This is a genomic window from Nocardia sp. NPDC004168 (genome assembly GCF_040610355.1).
Lineage (GTDB): Bacteria > Actinomycetota > Actinomycetes > Mycobacteriales > Mycobacteriaceae > Nocardia > Nocardia sichangensis.
Map to the genome: position 1 here is coordinate 437,233 of NZ_JBEXME010000001.1, position 21,029 is coordinate 458,261.

A 21,029-nucleotide genomic window follows, 5' to 3' on the forward strand; every position below is an offset into this window, starting at 1 on the left:
AAAGGACGAACAGTTGAAGCTTCTCAAGACCGGACGCATCGCAGCAGCGGGCCTGGCCCTTGTGGCCGCCCTCGGCCTGGCCGCCTGCGGCAGCGACGACAAGAGCGATTCGCACAACTCCACCCACACCACCACCGCCGCCGCTTCGGCGACCGCGAAGGTACCTGCCCCTCCCACCAAAGAAGAACTCAACGCCAACCTGCAGCGTGCGCTCGACCCCGCGGTGCCGAACGAGGAGAAGCTCGACCTCGTGCAGGGCATCGAGGCCGATCCGAGCCTGCCCAACCGCTTGGCCCAGGCGTTTCAGCAGGCCAACGCCACGGCAGTGGTCACGGGCGTCACCGCCTTCGGTGACACGGTCACCGCCCAGGCCACGTTCACCGTCAACGGGCAGGCGAACCAGGTCGACGTTCCGTTCGTCCTCGAAGACGGCAAGTGGAAGGTCCAGAAGGCCTGGGCCTGCCAGGCGCTGGCCAACCTGAACCAGCAATCCCCGGCCTGCACCGCCTGATGACCGGAGCCGGCCCGGCGCGCGGGCGGTGACGTTCGTTTCGTCGTGACCGGCGTCGGCTCCACCCACCGCGGTCCGTGCACCGAATCGGTCCACGGCCTGCGGTGTTAGCCCGTGCCTAAGGCGTATTCGACAGTGCGACATGGACACTCGACCGCGGCGATGGTCGGGTGGAGTCATGACAGCAAGCAGCACAACACCCGAACGCGTCGTCATCGTGGGCGGCAGCTCCGGCATGGGACTCGCGCTGGCGGCATCGCTGATCGATACGGGCGCGCAGGTCACCATCGCGGGCCGTTCCGCCGAACGGCTCGCCGCGGCGGAGCGCATCTTGTCCGTGGGGCCGGGCACGGTGCGCTCGGTGGTCGCGGACATCACCCGCGAAGCCGACCTCGAGCGTTTGTTCGCCGAATCGGAGCCGGTCGATCATGTCGTCACCACCGCCGCCGATGTCACCGGCGCCTATCAGCAGCTGGATCGGTTCGACGCCGACCTGGCTCGGAACCTCGTTTCCGCCAAATTGATCGGCCCCATGCTGCTCGCCAAGCACGCCCGGGTCGTACCGGGCGGCTCGGTGACGTTCACTTCCGGCGTCGCGGCGTATCGGCCCGCGCCGGGCGGCGCCATGGTGGCGGCGGTCAACGGCGCGCTCGCCTCGCTGGCCTACGCGCTGGCCCTGGAGCTCGGCCCGGTCCGCGTCAACGTGGTCTCGCCGGGGTGGGTCGACACACCGATCTGGGACACCATCGCCGGGCCCGCGAAAACCGAACGCCACCAGCAGCTCGCCGCACGCCTGCCCGTCGGGCGCATCGGCCGCCCTTCCGATATCGCGCAGGCGATGCTGGGCGTGATGCGCAATCCCTTCATCACCGGCACGGTCCTGCACGTGGACGGCGGGCATCGGCTGGTCTGACCGCTGGGCGGCGGGAAACCCATATGGCTACGCGGTTATGCGCATCTGATCATGGGATTGTGCCTCACCACAGAAGCCGAGCTCGAGCGGTAATCGACAAGGACCCGGGAACCTAGTCGGCCCGGTCCTGGTCGACTCGAAGCGCCGGACGATCCGGGTGGTCCCAGCGCACGAAGAAGGTCGGCGTGTAGGGGTTATCGGCATCGTGCCGCAGCAGGGCCGGGATGGTCCATTGCGCCTCGGGCGGGGTGCGGCGGCGGAGCGCGGCCTCGGACAGCTCCAGTCGGAGGATCAGGTCGGCGTCGAGGTGGCGGCCCGCGAGCATCGGGCCCGCGACGACAACGGTGGTCGCGGGCGGCGCCGTGCGGATCGCGGCGCGCGCGGAGCGGTCGGCGGCTTCATCCCACAACGCGGGCAGCCACCGGCCGTGCTCGCGCAGCGCCTCCACGACTTCGCGGCGCAGCGCGGCGTAGTCGAACCACGCGGTGCGATAGGACATCTCGTCGGTGCGGCCGAACTCCATGCGCAGCGAGGCGGGACGCACGTAGTCATGCAAGGAGACCACGTGGGCCGACCGGCCCGCGTCGCGCAGCGCCTCCACGATCCGGTCGGCGAGCGCCACCGGCTGTGCGGCGTCCGCGCCGTCGACGGCGATCACCGTGTGTGCGGTCGCGGTCAGCAGGGGCTGGATCACCTGCGTGACGAGGGCGTCGGGCGTGATGGGCAGGAAGCGCGGCACCCATCCATCTCAGCAAAGTGCGACGGCCGGTGCGGCGTGGGCGTAGCCAGGCGTTCACCGGCGGCCGAACGGCGACGCCGTGAGCGGCCGGGATAATCTCTGCGCATGGCGACAATCGAAGAGGCGCTGGAAATAGAGCGGCTGGAGCGGGACATCTTCCGTGGCGCGTCCACCAAGACCCAGCTCGCGCGCACGTTCGGCGGCCAGGTTGCCGGCCAGGCGCTCGTGTCCGCGGTCCGGACGGTGGAACCGCGATTTCAGGTGCACTCCCTGCACGGCTATTTCCTCCGTCCGGGTAATCCGCAGGAGCCGACGGTCTACCAGGTCGAGCGCATCCGGGACGGGCGGTCGTTCTGCACCCGCCGGGTGACCGGCATCCAGGACGGCGCCGCGATATTCACCATGTCGGCCTCGTTCCACGTCGGCGACGAGGGGCCCGAGCATCAAGATGTCATGCCCGATGTCCCGATGCCGGAGGATCTGCCCGACGCCAGCACCACGATGACGCCAGAACGGCTATGGGCGATGCGGGAGTGGGAACACTGGGACATACGCATGGTCCCGCACGAGAACGTGTCCCGCCGCGATGGTGTGGTCTCCCAGCAGCAGGTGTGGTTCCGCTACCGGCACCTGCTGCCCGACGATCCGCTGGTGCACGTGTGCACCCTCGCCTACATGAGCGATATGACGCTGCTGGGTTCCTCGAAGGTCATCCATCCCGACGAGCCGACCCAGAATGCCTCGCTCGACCACGCGATGTGGTTCCTGCGCCCGTTCCGCGCCGACGAATGGCTGCTCTACGACCAGTCCTCGCCGTCAGCGGCTTTCGGCCGGGGGCTGACCGGCGGCAAGATCTTCACCCGAGAAGGCACGCTGGTCGCGGCCGTGGTGCAGGAAGGCCTCATCCGCAGGCTGCGGGAGGACTGACCCGGCGGGCCATCGCGACGCGGATGCGGCCGACCGTGAGCGGGCCCACATCGGTACGGCTCGTAAGCTTTCCGGCGTGAACGCTTCCTCGGTCACCGCACCCGCCGCCGACACCGGACAGGCGCGGTCCCGTCCCATGATCGGCGTGCTCGCGCTGCAAGGCGACGTCCGGGAGCACGTCGCCGCGCTCGCGCACTGCGGCGCCGAGCCGGTGCTGGTCCGGCGCGAGGCGGAGCTCGCGGCCGTGGACGCGCTCGTGCTGCCCGGTGGCGAGTCGACCGCGATCAGCAAGCTGCTGCAGGCCTTCGACCTGCTGGAGCCGCTGCGCGCGCGGCTGCGCGACGGTATGCCCGCGTTCGGTTCCTGTGCGGGCATGATCCTGCTCGCCTCGGAGGTGCTCGACACCCGCCCGGACGCCCAGCATCTGTCCGGCATCGATATGACGGTGCGGCGCAACGCGTTCGGCCGTCAGGTCGACTCGTTCGAGATCGACCTGCCGTTCTCCGGCCTGACCGACGGTCCGGTGCGAGCGGTGTTCATCCGCGCACCGTGGGTCGAGCGGGCGGGTGCGGGCGTCGAGGTGCTGGCCACGGTGCCGGATGGCCCCGCCACGGGCCGGATCGTCGCGGTGCGGCAGGGCAACGTCCTGGCGACGTCGTTCCATCCCGAGGTCACCGGCGATCTGCGGGTGCACCGCATGTTCGTGGAGATCGTCCGTTCGGCCGCCGCGTAGTCGGGGCCGCTCTGTACGGCCGTGGTGGAGGCCCGAGTAGGCTGGAGAAGTTGTCCGCCCGGCGGTGCCGGTACCGTACACACCACCAGACGTGCCACCGACCTGAAGGAAGTAGGGAATGAGCGGCCACTCCAAATGGGCCACCACCAAGCACAAGAAGGCTGCGATCGACGCGAAGCGCGGCAAGCTGTTCGCGAAGTTGATCAAGAACATCGAGGTGGCGGCCCGGACCGGTGGCGGTGACCCGGAAGGCAACCCGACGCTGTACGACGCCATCCAGAAGGCGAAGAAGTCGTCGGTCCCCAACGACAACATCGAGCGCGCCCGCAAGCGCGGCGGCGGCGAGGAAGCCGGCGGCGCCGACTGGCAGACGATCATGTACGAGGGCTACGGTCCCAACGGCGTCGCCGTGCTGATCGAGTGCCTCACCGACAATCGCAACCGGGCCGCGGGCGAGGTGCGGGTCGCGATGACGCGCAACGGCGGCAACATGGCCGACCCTGGCTCGGTGGCCTACCTGTTCCATCGCAAGGGCATCGTCACCCTGGAGAAGAACGGGCTGTCCGAGGACGACGTGTTGCTGGCCGTGCTCGACGCGGGCGCCGAGGAGGTCAACGATCTCGGCGAGTCGTTCGAGATCGTCAGCGAGCCGGGCGATCTGATCGCGGTCCGCTCCGCGCTGCAGGGCGCCGGTATCGACTACGACTCCGCCGAATCCGGCTTCCAGCCGTCGGTGTCGGTCGCGGTGGACGTCGACGGCGCCCGCAAGGTGATCAAACTCGTGGATGCCCTCGAGGACAGCGACGACGTGCAGAACGTCTACACCAACGTCGACATCCCGGACGACGTGCTCGCCGAGCTCGAGGACTAGTCGATCGACCGCGCGCCGTACTCCCGCACGGCGGGATGCTGAGCGCGAAATCGGGGCGGCCGGTCTGTGTACGGGCCGCCCCGAGTGGGTTCATTCCTGGTTCCCAGCGCACCGCTCGGCGGCCGCGCCCCCACCTTCCGGTCGGCGCTGCGGCCGCCGGGGAGGTGGGGCCGGACTCACTCCGCGATCTCGGTGCGGTCGCACCACTCGTACACGCGCAGCCGCCCTTCAGGCGTGTCCTGCTCCCGCTGACTGACCTTGAAGTGCTCGTATCCGCCGCGGAACGGCACCTTCAATTCCACGCCGGGTGGGGTGATCGGGACGATGCGCGAGGGCAGATCGTGCGGCCCGCCTTCGAGGACTGCTTTTGCGCCTTTGCTCATCCTGGGATGGTAGAAGCGCGAAGGTCCTGATCGTGGCATATTTCATGGCACGGTGAGTACCAATTTGCCGACGGTTCGCCCGGTCTCGCCGAGTGCGTGCGCCTCGGCTGCCGCGGACAGCGGGAACGACCGGGCGACCGCCGGGCGCAACGCGCCGGATTCGACGAGTCCGGCGAGAGCGAGCATGCCCGCGTGATCGTGCTCCACCAGCATCCGGATCGCGCGCACGCCCAGCGCCTCCGCCTCGACTGCCAAGTCGACCGCGCCGAAGGCCCGCAACGTCACCAGCAGTCCGCCTGGACGCAGGGTGCGCAGGGACCGGATGCTGTTGTCGTCGTCGATCGAGTCCAGCACCACGTCGACGTCGCGGACCGCCTCGGCGACGTCGGTGTCGCGATAGTCGATCACCTCGTCGGCGCCGATATCGCGCAGGAACGCGTGGTTCGGCGCGCTGGCGGTGCCGATGACGTACGCCCCGCGCGCTTTGGCGATCTGAACCGCGAAGTGGCCGACGCCGCCCGCTGCCGCATGGATCAGTACGCGTTGCCCGGGGCTGATCCCGGCGGTGTCGACCAGCGCCTGCCAGGCGGTGAGCGCGGCGAGCGGGATCGCCGCCGCCTGTGTGTGGTCGAGCGCGGCCGGTTTGGGGGCGAAGGCGCGGGCGGGGCCGACGACGTATTCGGCGCAGGAACCGTGGCCGTACGGGTAAGGGAGCATGCCGAACACCTCGTCGCCGGGGCGGAACAGGGTGACGCCGATGCCGGTGGCCGCGACCTCGCCGGAGACGTCCCAGCCGAGGACGAACGGCGGCTCGGGAAGGAACAGTCCCGCGGTGGCGCGGTGGCGCCAGTCGGTCGGGTTGAGCCCGGCCGCGCGGACCCGGACCAGGATCTGGCCGGGGCCGGCCACCGGCTGCGGCAGTTTCACTTCGGTGAGCACCTCGGGTCCGCCGAGGGTCTGCTGGCTGATCGCGCGCATGGTCGCGGTGCTGTCGATTTCGGTCACGGCTGTCAGCCTGCCGGTATCCGACGGCAAAGAAAATGGCACGATTGCCATTCTTCGATATGATCATGCCATGGATTCGACGGCGCCTCATCGAGTGGTGGTGTTGGCGCTGGCGGGGGTCTACCCCTTCGAACTCGGTATCCCGAATCGGGTGTTCGGCAGTGCGGCAGGTAGATACGAGGTGATCACCTGCTCGGTCGACGGTCGTCCGGTGCGCAGCGCCGCCGATTTCGACATCGCGGTGGCCCACGACAGCCGCGCCTTGCGGAACGCGGACACCGTGGTGCTGCCCGCCTGCGACATCACGACGGCTCTCACCGGCACGCTGCCGCAGCCGGTGCTCGACGCGTTCGCGCTGATTCCGGCGGGGGCCAGGATCGTCGCGATCTGCACCGGTGCCTTCATCGCCGCGGCCGCAGGGCTGCTCGATGATCGACCGGCCACGACGCACTGGAATCAGGCCGGTCTGTTCCGGCGCACCTTCCCGCGGGTCCGCCTCGACCCGGACGTGCTCTATGTCGATGACGGGGACGTCCTCACGTCGGCGGGCGCCGCGGCAGGACTGGACGTCTGCCTGCATCTGGTGCGGCGCGATCACGGCAGCGCCGTCGCGAACGCGGTCGCGCGCCGTTGCGTCGTTCCCCCGTGGCGCGACGGCGGCCAAGCGCAATACATCGAGCAACCCGTGCCGCCCGAGACGTCGGCTGGGACCGCCGCGGTCCGGCAATGGGCCCTGGAGAACCTGCGCCATCCGCTGACCGTCGATGAACTGGCGGCCCGCGCCCGGATGAGTAAACGAACCTTCGCCCGGCGCTTCCGTGACGAGGTCGGCATGAGCCCGGGACGGTGGCTGATCCAGCAGCGGGTCTTCCGCGCCAGGCACCTGCTGGAAACCACCGACCTGACCGTCGATCGCATCGCGGGCGAGGTCGGCTTCGCCACCGGGACTTCGTTGCGTCAACATCTGGCCGACGCGATCGGCGTGTCACCGCAGGCTTATCGGCGTACGTTCCGTGCACGAGCAGGCGCCGCGGCGAGCTGAACGCCGGTGCGCCGACCGGTTCAGTCGGCGGCCGTGACGGACAGACCCACGCGGCCTGCGATCCACGGCAGCGACGAGGTGAACGCTGCCGAAGCGAACTGCCAGGTGTGGCCGCCCTGGGTGGTGTAGACGGTGCAATCGATGCCGACCGCGCGTCCCGCGGCGCAGAGTTTGTCGGCGGCTCCGACCTCACCGGAATCGGGTATCCCGTCGCGGCCGCCGAGGCCCGCGCGGTCGTCGTCTGGAACGGGCGCGCGCCTCGTCCCCCCGCCGGAGCGTTGTGCGGGGACGAGGTCGTCGAACAGGCCGGCGACGCCGCTATAGGGACCGTGCGCGGCCATGACGGTCAGCGGGTCGAACGCGGCCCATGCGGCGGAGTCACCGCCGAAGAGCCGGGCGATGGTCTGCTCCTTTGTGCCGGACGACGGCCCGAGGTCACCGGCGATGTCGACGAAGGTGTGGACCAGATCGGGGTGCATGACCGCGAGGTCCACCGCGCAGGTGCCGCCCATGGACCAGCCGACCACCGCCCAATTCGCGGGATCGGCCGCGGCGCCGAAACGCGATTCGACATAGGCGGGCACGTCCTCGGTCAGATGGTCGGCGGCGTCGCCGCGAGGGCCGTCGACGCATTCGGTGTCGTTGTTGAAGCTGCCGCTGGAGTCGACGAAGACGAGGATCGGCGCGCGTCCGCCGTTGGCCTTGGTGAAGCTGTCCAGGGCGGGCATGATCTGGCCACTGCGGATCCAGTCCGCCGGCGTGTTGAACTCGCCGCCGATCATCATCACCACCGGCAGAGCGGGCGGGGTCGGTCCGGCGAACCACGCGGGTGGCAGGTAGACGTATTCGGTGCGGTGCGGGAATCCGCTGCCCGCGTCGGGAATGCGCACCGGCACCAGTTTGCCGTCGGCAACGGCGGTGTTCCGCAGGCCGGGCAACGCCGAGAGGTCGGTTTCGTGCGGGAGCGGACCCGCGGTGACCGCGCCCCAGGCGGCCTGCACGGTGGGGTAGTAGCCGACCCACTGGTTCAGCACGATTCCGGTGCTCACCAGGGTCAGCGGGATGGCGAGGACCGCGATCCCACGCCGCCACCAGCGTGCGCCCGGCCAGCCGACGACCGCGACGGCGCTGGCGACGGCGGTCGCGCCGACCCACGCCCACAATCGGGTGGGCGCCGGATCGGAGGCCAATCCCTCGTCGGCCACGTACCACGCGGCGCCCAGCGCTCCCGCGACGCCGAGCGCCACGCAAACCGGCAGCTGGATCAGCCACCACTGTCTGCCGCGCCGAGCGACGGCGAGCAGCACGACCACCGCGGCGAGGAGCGCGACGGTCACCGGCAGCCAGCCGTGCAGCAGTGAGATCCCGTGGTGGAAGGTGTGCTGCTGGTTCGAGGCCGGACTCGCCGGGGGAACCTGCGGTGGCGCCGGAGACGTGGGCGCGGCGAGTATCGGCACGTCCGGCATTGTGCAGGCGGTTGCTCGAGAGACGCTGTGAATCGGCTCAGGTCCTCCTGTGCGACCGGCCCGAAATGTTGTCGTGCCGTCCGGGGTGCGCGAGGAGAATGCGAGCATGGTCGAACTGGTGCTGGTGCGCGGCGACATCACCGAACAGGAGGTCGACGCGGTGGTCAACGCGGCGAATTCGTCGCTGCTCGGCGGCGGGGGAGTGGACGGAGCGATCCACCGGCGCGGCGGCCCGGAAATCCTGGCGGAATGCCGCCGATTGCGGGCGTCCCACTACGGCGCGGGACTTGCCACCGGAGCGGCGGTGGCCACCACGGCGGGTCGGCTTCCCGCGCGGTGGGTCATCCACACCGTCGGGCCGGTGTGGTCGGACGTCGAGGACCGCTCGGCTCTGCTGGCCTCCTGTTATCGCGAATCCCTGCGTGTGGCGGACGAATTGGGGGCGCGCACGGTCGCCTTCCCGGCGATCTCGACCGGGATCTTCGGCTGGCCGATGGACGACGGGGCGCGAATCGCTGTCGACACGGTTCGTACGACCGAGACGGCGGTATCGGAGGCGCGATTCGTTCTCTTCGACGAACGGGCTCACGGTGCGTTCGCGCGGCAGGTCTGCGGGACTTGAGACCTCCTGCGCCGGCAGCCGCCGTGTCGTCACGGGTACGGCAGGTCCGCAGCACCGGTGGGCCGAACTTGTCGGTCCCCGCTGACATAGTCGGCGCGTGTCGTTCAGTACTCGCATCGAAATCCGGGTCTCCGACCTGGATCCCCAGTTGCACGTCACCGGCGCGGCCTACCACCAATTCGCCGATCACGCCCGTTTCGCCTGTGTTCAGGCGGCGGGCGTGTCGGTGGACGAGCTGATCGCCTCCGGGCTCGGGCCGGTCAACTTGGAGACCGTGCTCCGCTTCCAGCGCGAACTCCGCGGTGGCGACACCGTGGACGTCTCGTGCGCCTGGCAGTGGGGAGACGGCAAGACCTATCGTGTCGAGCACGTCCTGACCCGCGCCGACGGCGTGGTGGCCGCGACGGTGACCAATGTCAGTGGCTTGCTCGATCTGGCGGCGCGGCGCCTCGTGGCCGATCCCGCGCGGCAGTGGGCGGCACGCGCGAACCGTCCGGAGTTGCTGGGGTTGCCGGGCGCCGCGCGGGAAGCGGCGGTTGTCGGCGAATAGCCGGGGCTGTGTCGCTGGACGGCGAAAGGCGAAGCCTCCGCTAGACTCTCGAACAGTTGTTCGTGTCTGCGAGAGGGGTCGTCGTGCGGGTGATGGGCGTCGACCCCGGACTCACTCGCTGCGGCCTCAGCATCGTGGAGGGCGGATCGGGGCGGAAGGTCACCGCCGTGGACGTCGACGTGGTCCGCACTCCCGGCGATATGGATCTGGCGCAGCGCCTGCTCGCGGTCGCGGACGCAGCCGAACGCTGGATGGACATCCACGAGCCGGGGGCCGTCGCCATCGAACGCGTCTTCGCTCAGCACAATGTCCGTACCGCCATGGGCACCGCGCAGGCGGGCGGCGTGATCGCGCTGGCCGCCGCGCGCCGGGGAATCCCGGTCGCGTTCCACACACCCAGCGAGGTGAAGGCCGCGGTGACCGGCAACGGCACCGCGGACAAGAGGCAGGTGACCGCCATGGTCACCCGTATCCTCGGGCTGCCGTCCGCGCCGAAACCGGCGGACGCGGCGGATGCGCTGGCGCTGGCGATCTGCCATTGTTGGCGAGCGCCGCTGCTGGAGCGGATGGCGGCGGCGGAGGCCAAGGCGGCCGCGGCGCAGCGCCGATACCGGGAGCGGCTGGCCGAACAACGGAAGGCGGTGCACGGGTGATCGCGTCGGTACGCGGTGAAGTGCTGGAAATCGCCCTCGACCACACGGTGATCGAGGCGGCAGGCGTCGGCTACCGGCTCAATGCCACTCCGTCCACCCTGGCCGGGCTCACCCGAGGCGAGGAAACCCGGCTCTACACCGCGATGATCGTCCGCGAGGACTCGATGACGCTCTACGGTTTCGCCGACACCGAGGCCCGCGACCTGTTCGGCCTGTTGCAGACCGTTTCGGGCGTCGGGCCTCGCCTGGCCATGGCGGTGCTGGCCGTACTCGAACCCGAAGCGCTGCGCAAAGCGCTGGCCGAGAGCAACGTGGCGGCACTGACCCGGGTCCCCGGCATCGGCAAGCGCGGCGCCGAGCGCATGGTGGTGGAGCTGCGCGACAAGGTGAGTCTCGTTCCCGTGCCTGCCGGCCCGCCCGGATCCGCGCCCGCCGCGGTGGTCACCCCCGTGCGTGACCAGGTCACCGAAGCGCTCGTCGGCCTCGGTTTCGCCGTCAGACAGGCCGAACAGGCGATCGACGCGGTGCTGGCGGAACAGCCCGCCGCCGACACCTCCGCCGCCCTCCGGGCGGCGCTCGGCCTGCTCGGCAAGAACCGGTAAGGCGTCATGGATCATCCTGAGGAACCCGCCGAATCGCAGGTCAGCGCAAACTATCTGAAGTCCGACGGCGAGATCGAGGCGAGTCTGCGCCCGAAGTCGCTGGACGACTTTATCGGGCAACCCCGTGTCCGCGAACAGCTCGCGCTGGTGTTGCGCGGCGCGAAACAGCGCGGCGGCACACCGGATCACGTCCTGCTGTCCGGGCCGCCGGGTCTGGGCAAGACCAGCATGGCGATGATCATCGCGGCCGAGCTCGGCACCGCGCTGCGGATCACGTCGGGTCCCGCGCTGGAGCGGGCCGGAGACCTCGCCGCCATGCTCAGCAACCTGGTCGAGGGCGACGTGCTGTTCATCGACGAGATCCACCGGATGGCGCGCCCCGCCGAGGAGATGCTCTACCTGGCGATGGAGGACTTCCGGGTGGACGTCGTCGTCGGCAAGGGGCCGGGGGCGACCTCCATTCCCCTGGATATCGCACCGTTCACCCTGGTCGGGGCCACCACCAGATCCGGAGCGCTGACCGGTCCGCTGCGCGACCGTTTCGGTTTCACCGGGCACATGGACTTCTACGAACCCGGCGAATTGCTGCGCATCTTGCAACGGTCGGCACACATCCTCGGTGTCGTCATCGAGGAGGAGGCGGCGGCCGAGATCGCGGGCCGCTCACGCGGCACGCCCCGTATCGCCAATCGCTTGCTGCGCCGTGTGCGCGACTACGCGGAGGTGCGTGCCGACGGCCGGATCACCCGCCCCATCGCCCAGGCCGCGCTGGAGGTCTACGACGTGGACGTGCTCGGTCTCGACCGGCTCGACCGCGCGGTGCTCGGCGCGCTCGTGCGCAGTTTCGGCGGTGGCCCGGTGGGGGTGTCCACCTTGGCTGTGGCGGTCGGGGAGGAGGCCGCGACCGTGGAAGAGGTCTGCGAACCGTTCCTGGTTCGCGCGGGCATGGTCGCGCGCACACCCCGCGGCCGGGTCGCCACCGCCGCCGCGTGGGAGCATCTCGGTCTCGTTCCGCCGCCCGACCTGGTGTTCGGTTCCATCGAAGTGCGCGGTCGCGAGCCGCACCCCACGCTCGACCTGTTCGAATGAGCCGCGCGCTCGGGTGATCGCCGCCGCGGTGGCGGGTCAGCGGCGATGGCGCAGGGCGGCGGCGACCAAGTCGCGGAAAGCGTCGACCTCGTCGCGCTGGTAGCCGCGAGTGCCGAGGCGGGCCTCGGTGAAGCGGACGGCCTCGACGTCGGTGAGGGTGAGGCTGCCCGGCCCGCCGTGCGCGAGGGTCGCGGCGACCAGATCGAGGAACGCGCCGACCTCTTCCTCGTTGTATCCGCGCCTGCCCACCGGGGCCTGGCTGAATCGCATGCGCTGCACATCGTCGAAGGTGAGCATGGCGTGGCCGTTGCCGTTCGCGGCGGGCACCGGACGGACGCCGCGCTGCCGGAACTCCAGTTCCGCGCGCAGTTGGTCGAGATACTCGTCGACCTGGTCGGCGCGGTAGCCGCGCTGGCCGAGCCGGGGCGCGCCGAAACCGACATGCCGCAGATCGTCGGCGGCGAGAACGCCGTGCCCGGCCAGCGTCGCGGCGACGAGTTCGAGGAAGGCATCCACCTCGTCCGCGTGATAGCCGCGATGCCCGAGCGTCGGGGTCGCGAAACGGGTGCGGCGCACGTCCTCCGGAGTCACGGGCGACATTCTGTCAGGCTCGGCGCGTCCGGCCGATCGGAAGGGAAACTTCGCGATTCCCTGGCCTTTTGCGAACAAGGGCCGTCCCCCTGGCGAAAGCGTCGGATCAGTGCGCCTCACCCTAGCGCCGGTGGCGGTGTCAGGGGGATTGCCGAGGTGCTCAGTCCTTGCGCACGCCGTCCACGAGCAGGCGGCGGATCGCCTGGTTCAGCCCCGCGATCGCGGCCTCGTCGGGTTCGCGCAGTGAGTAGACGATGCCCCCGATCAGCATGCCGGTCACCGCGCGCGCGGTGTTCGACGTGTCCAGGTCGGCGCGCAGGTAGCCCTGCTCGACACCGTGGTCGAGATAGCCCGCGGTCAGCGCGTCGGCGGTGTCGAGCAGTCCGTACAGCCGCTGGGTGAGTTCGTCATCGATGCCGGTGGCGTGGAACAGCAACAGCTGGGCGACCCGGCGATCGGTCAGCAGGATTTCGGTGAGGGCCACCCCGATCCGGTCGATCTGGGCGCGGTATTCGTCGAGGGTGGCGGCGGCGTCCGGGGCGTTCTCGGTGCCGAGGGCGGCGATGATGCGCGCGGCGAGGTCATCGATGACGTGGTCGATGATCTCGCGCTTGTTGCTGAAGTAGCGGTAGAAGGTGCCGTGACCGATGCCGAGCTGTCCCGCGATGTCGGCGATGCCGGTGGCGTGATAGCCCTTCTCCGCGAAACAGACGAAGGCGGTGTCGATGATCTCTTGGCGCAGTTCGGCTTTCCGTCGCTCGGCACGCGTGGATGGCTTCGTCACCTTCCCGATGATACAGTCATCACAAACGGAATGATGTGTCATTCCGTGATATGTGGTTCAGCTAGCAGGAGGTTCGGTGTGGCGCCTCAATACGACGCGGTCGTGGTCGGTGCGGGGTTCGGCGGTATGGGGGCCGGTATTCAGCTCGATCGGCTCGGCCTGAGCAATTACGTCATCCTCGAACGCGAGGACGACCTGGGCGGCACCTGGCACGTCAACCACTATCCGGGTCTCGCGGTCGACATCGCCTCGGTCACCTACTCCTACTCGTTCGAACCGAATCCGCACTGGTCGCGGCTGTTCGCGCCGGGCGAGGAGCTGAAGAAGTACGCCGCGCACGTCGCCGACAAGTACGGCCTGCGCCGCCGCATGCGCTTCGGCACCGTCGTCGACGGCGCGCGCTGGGACGAAGAGCGGCAACACTGGGTGGTCTCGATCGCGGGCGGGGAAACCGTCACCGGCCGATACCTGCTGACGGCGACGGGATTCCTGTCCCAGCCCTATACCCCGCCGTTCCCCGGCATCGACTCGTTCGCGGGCAAGATCATCCACACCACCGCGTGGGAGGACGACTTCGACCTCACCGGCCGCACGGCCGCGATCATCGGCACCGGCGCCACCGCCGTGCAGCTGGTGCCCGAGGTGGCCAAGAAGGCGCGGGCGCTCACGGTGTTCCAGCGCACCCCGATCTGGGTGGTGCCGAAGGTCGACACCGCGATTCCCGCCCCGGTGCGCAAGCTGTTCGAACGGGTTCCCGCCACGCAGAAGGCCGCGCGGCTGGTCAACACCAGCCTGCTGGAGGCGCTGATGGTGGTCGGGGTGCTGCACTTCAAGCAGGCCAAGCTGCTGAACAAGGGGGCGGGAGCGCTGGCCAAGGCGCACCTGCGGGCGTCCGTGCGCGACAAGGAGACGCGCAGGCAGCTGACACCGCACTACGATTTCGGGTGCAAGCGGCCGACCTTCTCCAACCACTACTTCACCACGTTCAACCAGCCGCACGTGCGCCTGGAGACGAATTCGATCGACCACATCGAGCCGGACGGCATCGTGACCGCCGACGGGCACAAGACCGAGATCGACACCCTGATCCTGGCCACCGGCTTCAATCTGTGGGACGTGAACTTCCCGGCCATCGAGATCATCGGCCGGGACGGGGTGAACCTCGGAAAGTTCTGGCGGGACAACCGTTTCCAAGCCTACGAGGGCATCACGGTGCCGAAGTTCCCCAACTTCCTCAGCCTCAACAGCCCGTACTCCTACAGCGGCCTGTCCTACTTCACCACCATCGAAGCCCAGATGAAGCACATGGGCAGATTGTTCGGCGAGTTGCGCCGCAGGGGCGAGACCACCTTCGAGGTCAGCGAGCAGGCCAACGCCGCGTTCCTGGACCGGGTGACCGACAAGCTGGGCTCCTCGGTCTTCTACGGCGGCGACTGCGCCACCGCGCGCAGCTACTACTTCAACCAGCACGGTGAGGCCGCCCTGCTGCGGCCCACCAGCACACTGAGCGCCCATCGCGAAGCGGTCGCCTTCCCGCTGGAGGACTACGTCTACGGCAAGACCGCCTGACACCGTTACCTCGGCTCGCCCGCCGGAGCGTGTCCCGGCGGGCGAGCCGGTGTGCGATCTGGGCCGTTGTAGCTGCCCAGCGGGCGTGCGGGTGTGGCACCCGCGCAGCGAACTGGCAGACTGTGTGGGTACTTGCCCATCCCACCCACGACACTAGGGACTGACTTCGACGATGGAACTGCTGTTTCCGCTGCTACTGGTAGCCCTGCTCGTGCCGATGTTCCTCGGTGTCCGCCGTCAGAAGCGGGAAGCCGAGAAGGTCACCCAGATGCAGGACAGCCTGAAGATCGGCGATCAGGTCGTCACCACGTCGGGTCTGTACGGCACCGTGGTCGAACTCGACGACACCACGGTCGACCTCGAGATCGCCGAGGACGTGGTCACCACGTGGCTGCGCCAGGCCATCCGTGAGGTGCGCACCGACGACCAGGTGAGCACCGAGGAGACCGGCTCGGAGACCACCGGCTCGGACACCACCGAGGCCGTCGAGGAATCCGCCGAGCAGACCGAGACCCGCCTGACCAAGGACTGATCGTTCCGGTTGTGCCCCGGCTCGCCGGATGTCGCCGCGGCCGTCCGTCCGCGCACCCGGCGGCGCTGGTGCACGTCCGCATGTTCCATCCTCGACTTCCCGCCTAGGAGATGACGTACTGTGCCACCTTCCCAGGGATCGGCGCACCCGCTGCGGCTGCTCGGTGTCTATGCCGCGCTGCTGGCCGTGATCTATGCGCTGGTGTTCTTCACCGGTGACAAGTCCCCGACACCCAAGCTCGGTATAGACCTGCAGGGCGGCACCCGCGTCACGCTGTCCGCGCGCACGCCGGACGGCAGCAAGCCGAGCCAGGACAGCCTGAAGAAGGCGCAGGACATCATCGAGAACCGGGTCAACGGCCTCGGTGTCGGCGGATCCGAGGTCGTCATCGACGGCGACAATATCGTGATCACCGTGCCCGGCGACGACGGGCAGCAGGCGCGCGCGCTGGCGACCACGGCCAAGCTCTACATCCGTCCCGTGCTGCAGGCCGTGCCCGCGGCGGGACGCGGAGCCACCCCGCAGACCGCGCCGGGCACCCAGCCCGCGCCCGCCGCGCAGCCGACGACGCCGGAGACCACGCAGCCCGCCGCGCCGGAGACCACCGAGCCCGCGCCCGCCCCGCAGCAGCGCGTGTTCCCCGCTCAGCAGCCGACGCAGCCACCCACGAATCCCGGTCTGGAGCCCACCGAAGAGTCGACCAAGGAGATCCAGGCGGCCAAGGCCCTGCGCCAGAGCACCGACCAGTCGGTGCAGCAGGCCGCGCTGGCCACCATGGACTGTGGAAAGGCCGATCCGCTCGCGGGCAACGACGACCCGGCCCTTCCGCTGGTGACCTGCTCGACCGACGGCACCGAGGTCTTCCTGCTGGACAAGAGCCGCATCGACGGCCAGGAGATCAAGGACGCCACCTCGGGCCTGAACCAGCAGCAGGCCAGGCACGAGGTCTACTTGGACTTCAAGTCCGGCGGCAGTGACGCGTGGGCGTCGCTCACCGGTGAGTACGTCTACAAGCGGGTCGCGTTCGTGCTCGACTCGAAGGTGGTCAGCGCACCAGTCGTGCAGCAGGGCCCGCAGCAGGGTGGCCGCACCCAGATCTCCGGCAACTTCACCGCGACGTCGGCGAAGGAACTGGCGAACACGCTGAAGTACGGCTCGCTGCCGCTGTCGTTCCAGACCTCGGAAGCCGAGACGGTGTCCGCCACGCTCGGCCTGTCCTCGCTGAAAGCGGGCCTGCTCGCCGGCGCGGTCGGCCTGCTGGTGGTGCTGCTGTACTGCCTCCTGTACTACCGGATGCTCGGATTCGTCACCGGTCTGTCGCTGGTGGCATCGGGATTCGCGGTGTACGGCATCATGGTGCTGCTCGGGCGCTGGATCGGGTTCACGCTCGACCTCGCGGGCATCGCCGGTCTGATCATCGGTATCGGTATGACCGCCGACTCGTTCGTGGTGTTCTTCGAGCGCATCAAGGACGAGATGCGCGAGGGCCGCAGCTTCCGTTCCGCCGCTCCGCGCGGCTGGCAGCGTGCCCGCCGGACCATCCTGTCCGGCAACGCGGTCAGCTTCATCGCCGCGGCGGTGCTCTACATCCTGGCCGTCGGACAGGTCAAGGGCTTCGCGTTCACCCTCGGTCTCACCACGATCCTCGACGTGGTCGTGGTGTTCCTGGTCACCTCGCCGCTGGTGCTGCTCGCTTCGCGGACGGCGTTCTGGTCCAAGCCGTCGGTGAACGGCCTCGGCGCGATCCAGCAGGTCGCCCGCGAGCGGAAGGCGGCCGAGGCCGCACTCGGGAAGGCGTGAGGACGATGACCAACAGCCACACCACCCCGTCGCTCGACAAGACGAGCGCCACCGAGATCACCGACGTGTTCGCGGCGGTCGGCGACGCGCAGACCCCCAAGCACGGCTTCTTCAACCGCCTCTACACCGGCACCGGCGCGATCGACGTGATCGGCAAACGCCGGATGTGGTACATCATCACCGCCGCGATCGTGCTCGTCTCGCTGGGCAGCATCATCTTCCGCGGCTTCAACTTCGGCATCGACTTCGAGGGCGGTTCGCGCATCCAGTTCCCGGCGGGGAACGCGACCACCAGCGCGGTGGAGGATGTCTACCGCGGCGCGATCGGCACTGACCCGGTCTCGGTGCAGACCGTCGGCGCGGGCGGATCGGCCACCATGCTGATCCGGTCCGAGGCGCTGAACCAGAAGCAGGTCGAGGCGCTCAACAGCGCGCTGTTCGCCGAGTTCCAGCCGAAGGACAAGTCCGGCAACCCGAGCCGGGCCGCGATCAGCACCTCCGACGTCAGCGAGACCTGGGGCAGCCAGATCACGCGCAAGGCGATCATCGCGCTCGCGGTGTTCCTCGTGCTCGTCGCGGGCTATATCGCGATCCGCTACGAGGCGCACATGGCCATCGCGGCGCTGGCGGCGCTGGCCTTCGACGTCACGGTCACCGCGGGCGTGTACTCACTGGTCGGGTTCGAGGTCACCCCGGCGACCGTGATCGGCATCCTGACCATTCTCGGCTTCTCGCTCTACGACTCCGTCGTCGTGTTCGACAAGGTTGAGGAGAACACCCACGGTATCCTGCACCTGACTCGGCGCACCTACGGCGAACAGGCCAACCTCGCGGTGAACCAGACGCTCATGCGCTCGATCAACACCGCCTTGATCGGCATCCTGCCGATCGTCGGGCTGATGGTGATCGCGGTGTGGATGCTGGGCGTCGGCACCCTGAAGGATTTGGCGCTGGTACAGCTGGTGGGTCTGCTGGTCGGCACGTACTCCTCGATCTTCTTCGCTACTCCGCTGCTGGTCTCGATCAAGGAACGCTGGGGGCCTGTGGCGGCGCACACGAAGAAGGTTCTGGCCAAGCGGGCCGGCGCGGCGAGCGCCCGTGCGGGCGTCGCGGCGGAGCGCCGCGCGAGCGTGGCAGCCGGGCGGGACTACGAAGAGGCGCCGCGCAAGCAGCGCGCGGCCGGGCAGGCGCCGCGACCCGGCGCGCGCCCGAGCGGCAAACGGCACAAGAGGCGGAACTGACACCAGGCAAGGGGTTTCATGCGACAGCCACGCAGTGCGGTACGACTGATCGGAGCGCTCGCTGCGGGGACGCTGGCCGCCGGGCTGATGGTCGGCTGCTCCAGCAAGAATCAGGTGCCCTCCATCGGCTACGCGACCGATGCCACCATCGCCACCTATAACGGCGCCAGCTCGCTCGGGGCGAGTTCCGGGTCCTCCGCGGTGTTCTCCCGGGTACTGACCGGCTTCTTCTACACCGGTCCGGACGGCCAGCAGGTCGCCGACACCGACTTCGGGACCGCCAAGGAGGTGCCGGGCGAGTCGCAGACCATCCAGTACCGCCTCAATCCCGACGGCGTGTACTCCGACGGTGTGCCGACCTCCTGCGACGACTTGGTCCTTGCTTGGGCCGCCCGCAGCGGGCGGTACACCAAACCCGGTGATCGGGGCCCCGTTCCGCTGTTCGACGCCGCGAGCACCAGCGGCTACGACGCCATCGAGCGGGTCGACTGCCAGCCCGGCTCGCGGGATGCCACGGTGGTGTTCCGGCCCGGCAGGCGGTACCTGCCGTGGCGCAACCTGTTCGCAGCTGGTGAGCTGATGCCCGCGCACGTCGCGGCCCAAGTGGCGAACGTGCCCAACGTGGTGTCGGCGTTGCAGACCGGCGATCCGAACGCCCTCGGCAGGATCGCGGAGTTCTGGAACACCGGATGGACCATTCCGGCCGACGGACGGCTCGACCTGTCGCGGTTCCCCTCGTCGGGGCCCTACCGCATCGAATCCTTCGGCAGCGAAGACGGTTTGGTGCTGGTGGCCAACGAGCGCTGGTGGGGAAACAAACCGGCGACCGGGCGGATCGTGGTGTGGCCGAAGACCTTCGACTTGAAGAAGAAGGTCGGCGACAACGCCGTCGGCGTGCTCGACGTCGGCGCGCACTCGGTGAAGGACCTGAATCTGAACGGCTTCTCGGTGCAGACCCTGCCCGGCCGTGGCGCCGAGCAGTTGACGCTGTCCACCGGCGGGGTGTTCGCCTCGGTCGAGGCGCGCCGGGCGTTCGCGCTGTGCCTGCCGCGCCAGACGCTGTTCGACAAGCTCGGGAAGGTGCCGGACGCACCCAAGGCCGGGCTCGGCTCCGGACCGCTGAACGCGCATATCCTGCAACAGGATTCCCTGCTCTACCCGGCGGTCATCGGCGCGTCGAACAAGTACTCGGGCGGTGACGTGGCGAACGCGACCAGGGCCGTCGCCGCCTCCGGCGCACCGAATCCCACCGTCCGGATCGGCTACGCGGGTCCGGACGACCGGCGCGCGCAGACGGTCACCATGATCGCCGAGGCCTGCAAACCGGCGGGCATCACCGTGGTGGACGCCGGAGCCCCCGATTTCACTCCCGCCCGGCTCACCGAGGGCAAGGTCGACGCCGTCCTCGGCAGCACCGCGTCGGCCCCCGGTCCGGCGGGCTCGATCGGGGGAGTGGCCGCGACCAGCGCGTTGCGCACCGGTAACGGTCTCAATTTCGGACGGTACGGCAACGGCCGTTACGATGCGATCACCGATCAGCTCGGGGCCGACGACAGTTCGGCCGCACAGCTGAATCTGCTCACCGAGGCCGAGAACCTGCTGTGGGCGGAGCTGCCGAGCATTCCGTTGTTCGCCACCCCGCGCACGATCGCCTTCGGTAAGGGGTTGCGCAACGGGATCGCCGCCCCCAACCAGGCCGGAACCGGCTGGAACATGGACCGGTGGGTGCTCGAGCGGTGATAGACGGTGTGGGTGATGTGATCATGGAGAGGTGTCGATGAGCAAGCACGCGGCGATCGAGTCCGAGAATGTAGCCGCCGAACGGACCACCAGAGCCGCCGAGGTGGTCGACCGTTTGACCCGTTGGCACGACGACTTCCCCACGCCCGGTGTACGTTTCGCGGATCTCACCCCGGTGTTCGCCGACGCCGAGGGCTTCCGCGCCGTGGTCGATTGCCTGGCCGCGTGCGCGCCCGACGCCGATCTGGTTGCCGGCGTCGACGCCCGTGGCTTCCTGCTCGGTGCGGGTGTCGCCGCGTCCCTCGGCACCGGCGTGCTCGCCGTCCGCAAAGCGGGCAAACTGCCGCCGCCGGTGATCAGCCGCGAGTACAGCCTCGAATACGGCACCGCCGCGCTGGAGATTCCCGCGGACGGCCTCGACCTGACCGGCCGTCGCGTTCTGTTGCTGGACGACGTCCTCGCCACCGGCGGCACGCTCGCCGCCGCGGCCGAGCTCTTCAAGCAGGCGGGCGCCGAAGTGGCCGCCGCCGCGGTGGTGCTGGAACTCGGCTTCCTTGGCGGGCGCGCCCGGCAGGGCGACTACCCGCTGACCTCGATCGTTCAGCTCTGAGCCGACACCGGCCGTGCGCGGGGGCCGCCCGCGGGGAGCCGCTCGCAGCCTAATTC

The 21,029-nt window shown here is 69.3% G+C and carries 23 protein-coding genes; 17 read left to right on the plus strand and 6 right to left on the minus strand.

Translation table 11 applies throughout. The features are described 5' to 3' along the window. The first annotated feature begins 13 nt into the window (after positions 1-13). Together ABZW96_RS02200 and ABZW96_RS02205 are read left to right on the plus strand one after the other, a co-directional pair. A complete protein-coding gene (locus ABZW96_RS02200) occupies positions 14-511 on the plus strand; it encodes a hypothetical protein (RefSeq protein WP_355070451.1) in 498 nt (165 codons plus the stop codon). 178 nt (positions 512-689) lie between these two features. Next, on the plus strand, positions 690-1,424 hold the full coding sequence (locus tag ABZW96_RS02205) for an SDR family oxidoreductase (protein WP_355070453.1): 735 nt from the start codon (positions 690-692) through the stop codon (positions 1,422-1,424). Positions 1,425-1,536: 112 nt separating this feature from the next. Here ABZW96_RS02205 and ABZW96_RS02210 read toward each other — a convergent pair whose 3' ends face one another. After that, positions 1,537-2,163, minus strand: coding sequence for a hypothetical protein (locus tag ABZW96_RS02210; RefSeq protein ID WP_355070455.1), 627 nt, complete (start codon positions 2,161-2,163; stop codon positions 1,537-1,539). A 105-nt stretch (positions 2,164-2,268) separates the two neighbouring features. Between ABZW96_RS02210 and ABZW96_RS02215 the strand changes: the two genes are divergently transcribed. The 3 genes from ABZW96_RS02215 to ABZW96_RS02225 all read left to right on the plus strand — a co-directional run bounded on the left by ABZW96_RS02215 (position 2,269) and on the right by ABZW96_RS02225 (position 4,694). Continuing rightward, on the plus strand, positions 2,269-3,090 hold the full coding sequence (locus tag ABZW96_RS02215; RefSeq protein WP_355070457.1) for an acyl-CoA thioesterase II: 822 nt from the start codon (positions 2,269-2,271) through the stop codon (positions 3,088-3,090). A gap of 136 nt (positions 3,091-3,226) precedes the next feature. Then, positions 3,227-3,823: a pyridoxal 5'-phosphate synthase glutaminase subunit PdxT gene (pdxT, locus tag ABZW96_RS02220; protein WP_355071038.1), complete on the plus strand. Its 597-nt coding sequence runs from the start codon at positions 3,227-3,229 to the stop codon at positions 3,821-3,823. Between the two features lie 118 nt (positions 3,824-3,941). Next, the gene (locus ABZW96_RS02225; RefSeq protein ID WP_355070459.1) at positions 3,942-4,694 is read left to right on the plus strand and encodes a YebC/PmpR family DNA-binding transcriptional regulator; all 753 of its coding nucleotides are present in this window, start codon (positions 3,942-3,944) and stop codon (positions 4,692-4,694) included. A gap of 176 nt (positions 4,695-4,870) precedes the next feature. Here the strand turns inward: ABZW96_RS02225 and ABZW96_RS02230 are convergent, their stop codons facing one another. Both ABZW96_RS02230 and ABZW96_RS02235 read right to left on the minus strand, forming a co-directional pair. Then, a complete protein-coding gene (locus tag ABZW96_RS02230) occupies positions 4,871-5,077 on the minus strand; it encodes a DUF5988 family protein (RefSeq protein ID WP_355070461.1) in 207 nt (68 codons plus the stop codon). Between the two features lie 42 nt (positions 5,078-5,119). After that, positions 5,120-6,055: an NADP-dependent oxidoreductase gene (locus ABZW96_RS02235; protein WP_355071040.1), complete on the minus strand. Its 936-nt coding sequence runs from the start codon at positions 6,053-6,055 to the stop codon at positions 5,120-5,122. Between the two features lie 97 nt (positions 6,056-6,152). Between ABZW96_RS02235 and ABZW96_RS02240 the strand changes: the two genes are divergently transcribed. Further along, complete coding sequence (locus tag ABZW96_RS02240) at positions 6,153-7,124, plus strand: helix-turn-helix domain-containing protein (protein WP_355070462.1); 972 nt, start codon at positions 6,153-6,155, stop codon at positions 7,122-7,124. Positions 7,125-7,144: 20 nt separating this feature from the next. On the opposite strand, the gene ABZW96_RS02245 is transcribed toward ABZW96_RS02240, so the two are convergent. Next, entirely contained in the window at positions 7,145-8,575 is a 1,431-nt protein-coding gene (locus ABZW96_RS02245; RefSeq protein WP_355071041.1) for an alpha/beta hydrolase-fold protein, read from the minus strand. A 121-nt stretch (positions 8,576-8,696) separates the two neighbouring features. On the opposite strand from ABZW96_RS02245, the gene ABZW96_RS02250 reads away from it, so the two are divergent. The 5 genes from ABZW96_RS02250 (at position 8,697) to ruvB (ending at position 12,106) form a co-directional block, all read left to right on the plus strand. Beyond that, entirely contained in the window at positions 8,697-9,212 is a 516-nt protein-coding gene (locus ABZW96_RS02250; protein ID WP_355070464.1) for an O-acetyl-ADP-ribose deacetylase, read from the plus strand. Positions 9,213-9,309: 97 nt separating this feature from the next. Further along, positions 9,310-9,762, plus strand: a complete 453-nt coding sequence (locus tag ABZW96_RS02255) for an acyl-CoA thioesterase (protein WP_355070466.1) — start codon at positions 9,310-9,312, stop codon at positions 9,760-9,762. An 83-nt stretch (positions 9,763-9,845) separates the two neighbouring features. After that, positions 9,846-10,415: a crossover junction endodeoxyribonuclease RuvC gene (gene ruvC, locus ABZW96_RS02260; RefSeq protein ID WP_355071042.1), complete on the plus strand. Its 570-nt coding sequence runs from the start codon at positions 9,846-9,848 to the stop codon at positions 10,413-10,415. Then, positions 10,412-11,017 carry a Holliday junction branch migration protein RuvA gene (gene ruvA, locus ABZW96_RS02265; protein ID WP_355070468.1) on the plus strand — a complete coding sequence of 202 codons (606 nt, stop codon included), beginning with the start codon at positions 10,412-10,414 and terminating at the stop codon, positions 11,015-11,017. Before ruvC ends, ruvA begins: the two co-directional genes overlap by 4 nt. Before the next feature lie 6 nt (positions 11,018-11,023). Further along, complete coding sequence (gene ruvB / locus ABZW96_RS02270) at positions 11,024-12,106, plus strand: Holliday junction branch migration DNA helicase RuvB (RefSeq protein ID WP_355070470.1); 1,083 nt, start codon at positions 11,024-11,026, stop codon at positions 12,104-12,106. A 36-nt stretch (positions 12,107-12,142) separates the two neighbouring features. Here the strand turns inward: ruvB and ABZW96_RS02275 are convergent, their stop codons facing one another. Both ABZW96_RS02275 and ABZW96_RS02280 read right to left on the minus strand, forming a co-directional pair. Beyond that, a complete protein-coding gene (locus ABZW96_RS02275; protein WP_355070472.1) occupies positions 12,143-12,706 on the minus strand; it encodes a DivIVA domain-containing protein in 564 nt (187 codons plus the stop codon). 151 nt (positions 12,707-12,857) lie between these two features. Next, positions 12,858-13,523: a TetR/AcrR family transcriptional regulator gene (locus tag ABZW96_RS02280; RefSeq protein ID WP_355070474.1), complete on the minus strand. Its 666-nt coding sequence runs from the start codon at positions 13,521-13,523 to the stop codon at positions 12,858-12,860. A 36-nt stretch (positions 13,524-13,559) separates the two neighbouring features. On the opposite strand from ABZW96_RS02280, the gene ABZW96_RS02285 reads away from it, so the two are divergent. The 6 genes from ABZW96_RS02285 (at position 13,560) to ABZW96_RS02310 (ending at position 20,973) form a co-directional block, all read left to right on the plus strand. Then, a complete protein-coding gene (locus tag ABZW96_RS02285; RefSeq protein WP_355070476.1) occupies positions 13,560-15,050 on the plus strand; it encodes an NAD(P)/FAD-dependent oxidoreductase in 1,491 nt (496 codons plus the stop codon). Between the two features lie 172 nt (positions 15,051-15,222). Next, positions 15,223-15,582 (plus strand): preprotein translocase subunit YajC, encoded by a 360-nt coding sequence (yajC, locus tag ABZW96_RS02290; RefSeq protein ID WP_355070478.1) that lies wholly within the window; start codon positions 15,223-15,225, stop codon positions 15,580-15,582. Between the two features lie 120 nt (positions 15,583-15,702). After that, a complete protein-coding gene (gene secD, locus ABZW96_RS02295; protein ID WP_355070480.1) occupies positions 15,703-17,382 on the plus strand; it encodes a protein translocase subunit SecD in 1,680 nt (559 codons plus the stop codon). 5 nt (positions 17,383-17,387) lie between these two features. After that, positions 17,388-18,623, plus strand: a complete 1,236-nt coding sequence (gene secF, locus ABZW96_RS02300; protein WP_355070482.1) for a protein translocase subunit SecF — start codon at positions 17,388-17,390, stop codon at positions 18,621-18,623. 18 nt (positions 18,624-18,641) lie between these two features. Next, positions 18,642-20,363, plus strand: a complete 1,722-nt coding sequence (locus tag ABZW96_RS02305) for an ABC transporter substrate-binding protein (protein ID WP_355070484.1) — start codon at positions 18,642-18,644, stop codon at positions 20,361-20,363. A 37-nt stretch (positions 20,364-20,400) separates the two neighbouring features. Continuing rightward, positions 20,401-20,973, plus strand: coding sequence for an adenine phosphoribosyltransferase (locus ABZW96_RS02310; protein WP_355070486.1), 573 nt, complete (start codon positions 20,401-20,403; stop codon positions 20,971-20,973). The last annotated feature ends 56 nt before the right edge of the window (positions 20,974-21,029 follow it).